Origin of the sequence: Frankia sp. AiPs1, from assembly GCF_023716945.1 — a bacterium.
Taxonomy (GTDB): domain Bacteria; phylum Actinomycetota; class Actinomycetes; order Frankiales; family Frankiaceae; genus Frankia.
This window is the reverse complement of record NZ_JAMQQF010000429.1, coordinates 1-5,261: the sequence shown is the minus strand read 5'-3', so window position 1 is coordinate 5,261 and position 5,261 is coordinate 1. Positions and strand designations below refer to the sequence as shown.

Annotated in this window: 5 protein-coding genes; 1 reads left to right on the top strand and 4 read right to left on the bottom strand. The window is 74.0% G+C overall.

Annotated features, from left to right (window positions below):
- Window positions 1–437: 437 nt before the first annotated feature.
- Window positions 438–1,112, top strand: coding sequence for an LON peptidase substrate-binding domain-containing protein (locus tag ND748_RS24590; protein ID WP_251748349.1), 675 nt, complete (start codon window positions 438–440; stop codon window positions 1,110–1,112).
- 117 nt (window positions 1,113–1,229) lie between these two features.
- Here ND748_RS24590 and ND748_RS24585 read toward each other — a convergent pair whose 3' ends face one another.
- The 4 genes from ND748_RS24585 to ND748_RS24570 all read right to left on the bottom strand — a co-directional run bounded on the left by ND748_RS24585 (window position 1,230) and on the right by ND748_RS24570 (window position 4,796).
- Window positions 1,230–1,958, bottom strand: a complete 729-nt coding sequence (locus tag ND748_RS24585) for a hypothetical protein (RefSeq protein WP_251748348.1) — start codon at window positions 1,956–1,958, stop codon at window positions 1,230–1,232.
- A 164-nt stretch (window positions 1,959–2,122) separates the two neighbouring features.
- Complete coding sequence (locus tag ND748_RS24580) at window positions 2,123–3,034, bottom strand: ABC transporter permease (RefSeq protein ID WP_374216022.1); 912 nt, start codon at window positions 3,032–3,034, stop codon at window positions 2,123–2,125.
- 106 nt (window positions 3,035–3,140) lie between these two features.
- Window positions 3,141–4,103, bottom strand: coding sequence for an ABC transporter ATP-binding protein (locus tag ND748_RS24575; protein WP_251748346.1), 963 nt, complete (start codon window positions 4,101–4,103; stop codon window positions 3,141–3,143).
- Window positions 4,104–4,151: 48 nt separating this feature from the next.
- Window positions 4,152–4,796, bottom strand: a complete 645-nt coding sequence (locus ND748_RS24570; RefSeq protein ID WP_251748345.1) for a DUF6308 family protein — start codon at window positions 4,794–4,796, stop codon at window positions 4,152–4,154.
- Between the last annotated feature and the right edge of the window lie 465 nt (window positions 4,797–5,261).

The window sequence follows — 5,261 nt, the reverse complement described above, 5'->3', positions numbered from 1 at the left end:
GGCACCGCGAGCAGCGCCAGCCGCGGCGGCAACGCCGAGGTCACCCGGCCGAACGCGGCCAACGCGGCCAACGGGCCCGCTGCGCGGCCCGCTTCCTCGAGGACGACCAGCAGCTCCGGTTCGGTTCCCCACACCGGCCCATTCTCGCCCGAATGGCGACCGAAAGGGACCCCGGGCCCGGTGGCGCCACCCCGGGCGGACCTCGGGCGACGCCGACACGCCCTCGTTCGGCGAGAATCACAGGGGTCGGCCGATAGACACCGCGGCCGGCGCGGGACAAGGTTGGGTCGAGTCCGCCGCTACGGCACGTGGACCGGCCGCGGCGCGTCCCCCTGGCGGCGGCCAGTCGGCGATGGCCGGTCGGCGGCGGCCTGCTCCGGCGAGGGTCGGATCCGGCGAGGGCAGGATCCGGGTGGGCCAGAAGGAGGGCACCGGCGATGAGCACGCGACTGCCGTTGTTCCCACTCGGGACCGTGCTGCTGCCCGGGCTCGTGTTGCCCCTGGAGATCTTCGAGGAGCGCTACCGGGCGCTGGTCCGGGAGCTGCTCGCCCAGCCTGCCGACGAAACGCGCAGTTTCGGGGTCGTGGCCATCCGCCGGGGCCGCGAGACAGGGGCGGCGCTGCCGGCGATTCACGAGGTCGGCTGCACGGCCGTGCTGCGCCGGGTGCAGGAGCATCCGGACGGCCGGTTCTCCCTGATCACCGTCGGCGGGCAGCGGTTCCGCATCGGCACGGTGGATCAGCACAGCGCGCCCTACCTGGTGGGGGAGGTGGAGTTCCTGCCCGACGAGGTCGGTGACGCCGAGGCCGCCCGCGAGTCCGTCGCGCCGGTGCAGCGGTTGATGCGCGCCTACGCCGAGCGGCTGGCCGCCACCGGCACGGTGCAGATCTCCCTGCCGGACCTGCCCGACGAGCCCGTCGCCCTGTCCTATGTGATCGCTGCGGCAGCCGTCACCGATCTCACCGAACGCCAGGGCCTGCTGGCGGCGGCCGACGCGGCCACCCGGTTGCGCGTCGAACGCGCCCTGCTGCACAGGGAGGTCGGCCTGCTCCAGAAGATCACCACGATCGGCTCCAGCGAGCTGCGCCGGGTGGACCCGAGCCCCAACTGAGCCGGCCAGAACGCCGTAGTGGTGGCGCCTGGCGGGCGGCCGCGCTGAAGCGGCCGGCGGGTCCCACCCGGCCCGACCGGCCCGACCGGCCCTACCGGCCCGACCGGCCCGACCGGCTCAGTCTGACGGTGGTGCCTCTGCGCGAGCCGGAGCCCGGCTGGCGGTGATGTCCGCCGGGCTCGGCGGCCCCGAGCTGGCCGCCGCTGGTCCGGGCTCGGCGCCGCCAGGACCGGGGGCCGGCGGCCGCTCACCGCGTGGACCTCGGCGGGGGCGGGAGGTCGCCCACAGGCCGATCGCGAAGACGCCCAGGGCGACCACCGGCATCACCAGGTAGAGCCCATGCGCGCGGACCCGCAGGTCGACCAGGTCCGCCAGCACCGGCGAGGCGTTGGGCGGCAGGCTGTGCAGCAGGTCCGGAGAACGCCGAAGGTGGCCGATCCAGCCGGCGACCAGCGCGCCGCCGACACCCCCCGCGGCAAGTCCGAGCGGCACTGCGAAGCCCGCGTCCCGGGCCCGCCAGAAGGCCACCAGGCCACCGACGAGCCCGGCCACCGCACAGATCAGCGCGAAGCGGGCGTCGATGTCGCTCTGGACCGCGAACGCCGACTCGTTGCCGTGCAAGGCGCCGGTGACGTCGAGGTGCGGCGCGGCGACGGCCCACAGCAGGCCGAGCGGAAACCCCGCGATCGCCATCGCCGCCGCGCAGATCAGGCCGGCGATCAGGCCCGGGCGGACGTCGAGCGACAGCGGCCGCCGCGAACGGGCCGGCAGCGGGGAGGTGGGAGACGGCTCGGTTCCCGGGTTGTCCGTCGGGACCCCCCGATATTCCGATGAACGCTCGGTCACGTCGCCCGTCCCGCCAAGAGGTGTCCGTCTTCTCGTCCGCATCACCTTCGGCGGCGTCGTCGGCCACCGCGGACGGTTGACACTATCGTGCGGGGCAGCCGCCCCGGCCACACCGGTGCGACAGTGGCCCCGGGCCGGCGAGACCCCGGACGATCGCGCTCCGGTCAGGAGGTTCCGACGCGGCGCAGCGTCACCGCCGCGACGGCCAGCGCCGCGATCCCCACCGCGGCGCAGACGGCGAGGTCGACAACCACCTTCGACCAGTCCACGCCGGGTTGGAAGGCGGCCGCGAGGGCGTCCACGGCGTAGCTGCTGGGCAGCACGTCCCGGGCGACCCGGCCGATCTCGGGCAGCCGGTCGGCCGGGATGACGCCGAGGAACAGCACGATGCTCATCCCGAGCTGACCGGCGATGGTCGCCAGCTCCGGGCGCGGGGCGAGCAGGCCGACCACGGCCCCCAGACCCGCCAGGCACACCCCGGAGAGCACGACGACGGGCAGCAGCAGCCACAGCCCCGTGATCGGCAGGTTGTAGAGCAGGGCACCGAGCAGGGCCGTGATGACCGTGCCGGGCGCGGCGAACGTCGCGTAGGACGCGGCCGTGCCGAGCACGACCGCCGCCGGCGGGATCGGCAGGGTCAGGTAGTAGTCGAGCGCGCCGGCCGCCCGCAGGGCCCCGAACCGCTGCGCGAGCAGGTTCAGCGCGACGAACGCCACCACCAGCACGGTGGAACCCGCGACGACCTGGCCGGCGGCGGTGGTGTTGTCGACGTCGAGGATGCCGCGCAGCAGGACCAGGATCCCGATCGACTGGAACGACGCCACGAACAGCAACGGGATCCGGCCGACCTTCGACCGGGCCAGCTGCCCGCGGTAGACCGCGCCGAACGCCGTGCCGAACCGGGTGGCCAGCGGCATCTTCGGCGGCCCGAGCCGCGCCGGCATCGGGATCGGCAACGGCAGCGGCACCGTCGACGGCCCCGACGACGGCTCCACGGACAGCGGCTTCACGGACAGCGGCTCCACGGACAGCGGCTCCACGGACAGCCCGGGAGACGGCTCCAGCGACGGATCCATCGACGGCTCCGGCTGCAGTGCCGCGAGAATCGCCGGCGCGTCGCGCGCGTCCGGGACGATGGTCATCGGGTCCACACCTGCTGGCCCGGACGACGCACGTGCACAGTCATGTCCGCTCCAGGTCTCGGGACGCCCCGCCGAGGGTGAGGTAGACGTCCTCCAGGGATGGGGTGGCGAGGCTGAAATCATCCAGCGCGGCGAGGGCCGCGCCGGTGGTCAGCCGGCCGAGGGCCTCGCGGGCGGTCGCCGGATCCAGGCGGACCGTCCAGCGCCGGCCGTTGGTCGTCGCGAGGCCGGCCAGCATGGCGACGGTGGGGTCGTCGGCGGGGGGTTCATGGCGCCAGGCGAGGTCGAGCCGGACGTCGCCGGACACCGACGCCTTGAGCTGGCCCGGGGTGTCGCAGGCGATCACCCGCCCGGACTCCAGGACGGCGACCCGGTCGAGCACCGACTCCGCCTCCAGCACGTTGTGCGTGATCAGCACGACGGTGGTGCCGGTCGTGTCCCGGCGGCGCTGTAACGCCCCCCAGACCGCGCGGCGGGCGATCGGGTCGAGGCCGGTGGTCGGCTCGTCGAGGACGAGGACCGGCCGGTCGCCGACCAGCGCCGTGGCCACGCAGGCCAGCCGCCGCTGCCCACCGGACAGCCGGGCCAGCGGCCGGTCCGCCACCGCGGTGAGGCCGAGCTCGTCGAGGATGTCGTCGCGGACCTCCCGCACGGCCGCACGGGAGACGCCACGCATCCGCGCGGTGGTCGCCACCGCGGTGGCGACCGGCAGCTCCGCCAGCGCGAGATCGTCCTGACCGAGGTAGCCGGCCAGCCGGGCGGGCAGGTCCGGGGCGGCACGGACGTCGCGACCGAACATCGTGATCGTGCCTGCGTCGGGGCGTAGCAGCCCCATCAGTTGACGGACCAGCGTGGTCTTCCCGGCGCCGTTCGGGCCGAGCACTCCGAACACCTCGCCCTGCCGGACATCGAGATCGATCCGGTCGTTGGCGAGGACGGAGTGCCCGCCCACCCCATGTCGTCGGGTGAGCCCGCGGACGGCGTAGCTCAGCACGTCACCCATTCTCGCAGCCGGCCGCGGGCGATGGCCCGGGCCGTCGTCGGGGACGAGTCACACTGCGCTGCTCATCCACACCACGACGTCAAGCATGCGCAGCGGGGTGACCGGCGGGCCGCTCGTGGGCACCAGTGCGGCGAGCCGGCGGAACTCCTCGGCGTTCTCCCGAAGGTCGTACTGCATGGCCCGGACGAGCAACCCCATGTACTGCCGCCAGCTACGACCGTCGCGCGGGGACGGCGGGACGCAGTCCTCGTGCTGGTAGAAGATCCGGACCTTGGAGTCGAACAGGGGGACGAGCGCGGGCCGCTTGCGGTGCAGCACCTTGGCGATCAGCGAGCCCTTGACGTCCCGATCGGAGACGTCGGGGTCGTCGAGCGGGTCGTAGAGTGCGGCCACCAGGTCCAGGGTCACCTCGTCGGCCTCGATCAGCTCGATGCCGGGCGGGAGCTTGTCCAGCGCGCGCTGCAGCAGCGGCGTGAGCGCGGTCAGGGTGTGCATCCGGTCGACGTCGACGTGCACGCCGAGCAGGCTGGGCGCCAGCAGGTCGCCGGTGCACAGCAGATCCGGGTCGTCGTTGGTGACCAGCCCGTCGTAGTAGGGGTAGGCGTAACGCAGCCCGCGCTTGCGGGGACCCAGGTACTCCTCCACCAGGCTCTCCGCGTCGAAAACCTCCCGGGTGCCTTTCGCCAACTTCACCCCTGGGCTCCTTGTCGTCCGGTAGTCGTGGTCGTCGCCGTCATCGTGATCGCCGCCGTCGTGATCGTCGCCGTGCTCGTGATCATCACTGGTGCCGTCCGAGGTGCTTGCCCGCGACGCCGCGACCGGCGTCACCGGAGCCCGGCAACCCCGCGCTGACGAGGGCGTTGCGCCTCATCCTGCCTTGTGGCCGCCGCGACCGGTACGGGGGTCGACGACAGCGGCGCCCCCGCGGGCCCCGCGCCCCGTCCACCGGATGGTGGGGACTCGGCAGATGATGGAGGACAGCGCGCCCGAGGTCAGCGGCGATCCGGTGACAATGGGAGGAACCTCACGCTGGGCGGCCCGGCGCCGGGCGGCGCGGGATCGACCACCCGAACCCGGGGATCGGCCGCGAGCTGCGACAGACGCCCGGCCGGCGCCCGGACCACGGCGGCGAACAGGCAGGCGCACCCGGCCCGCAAC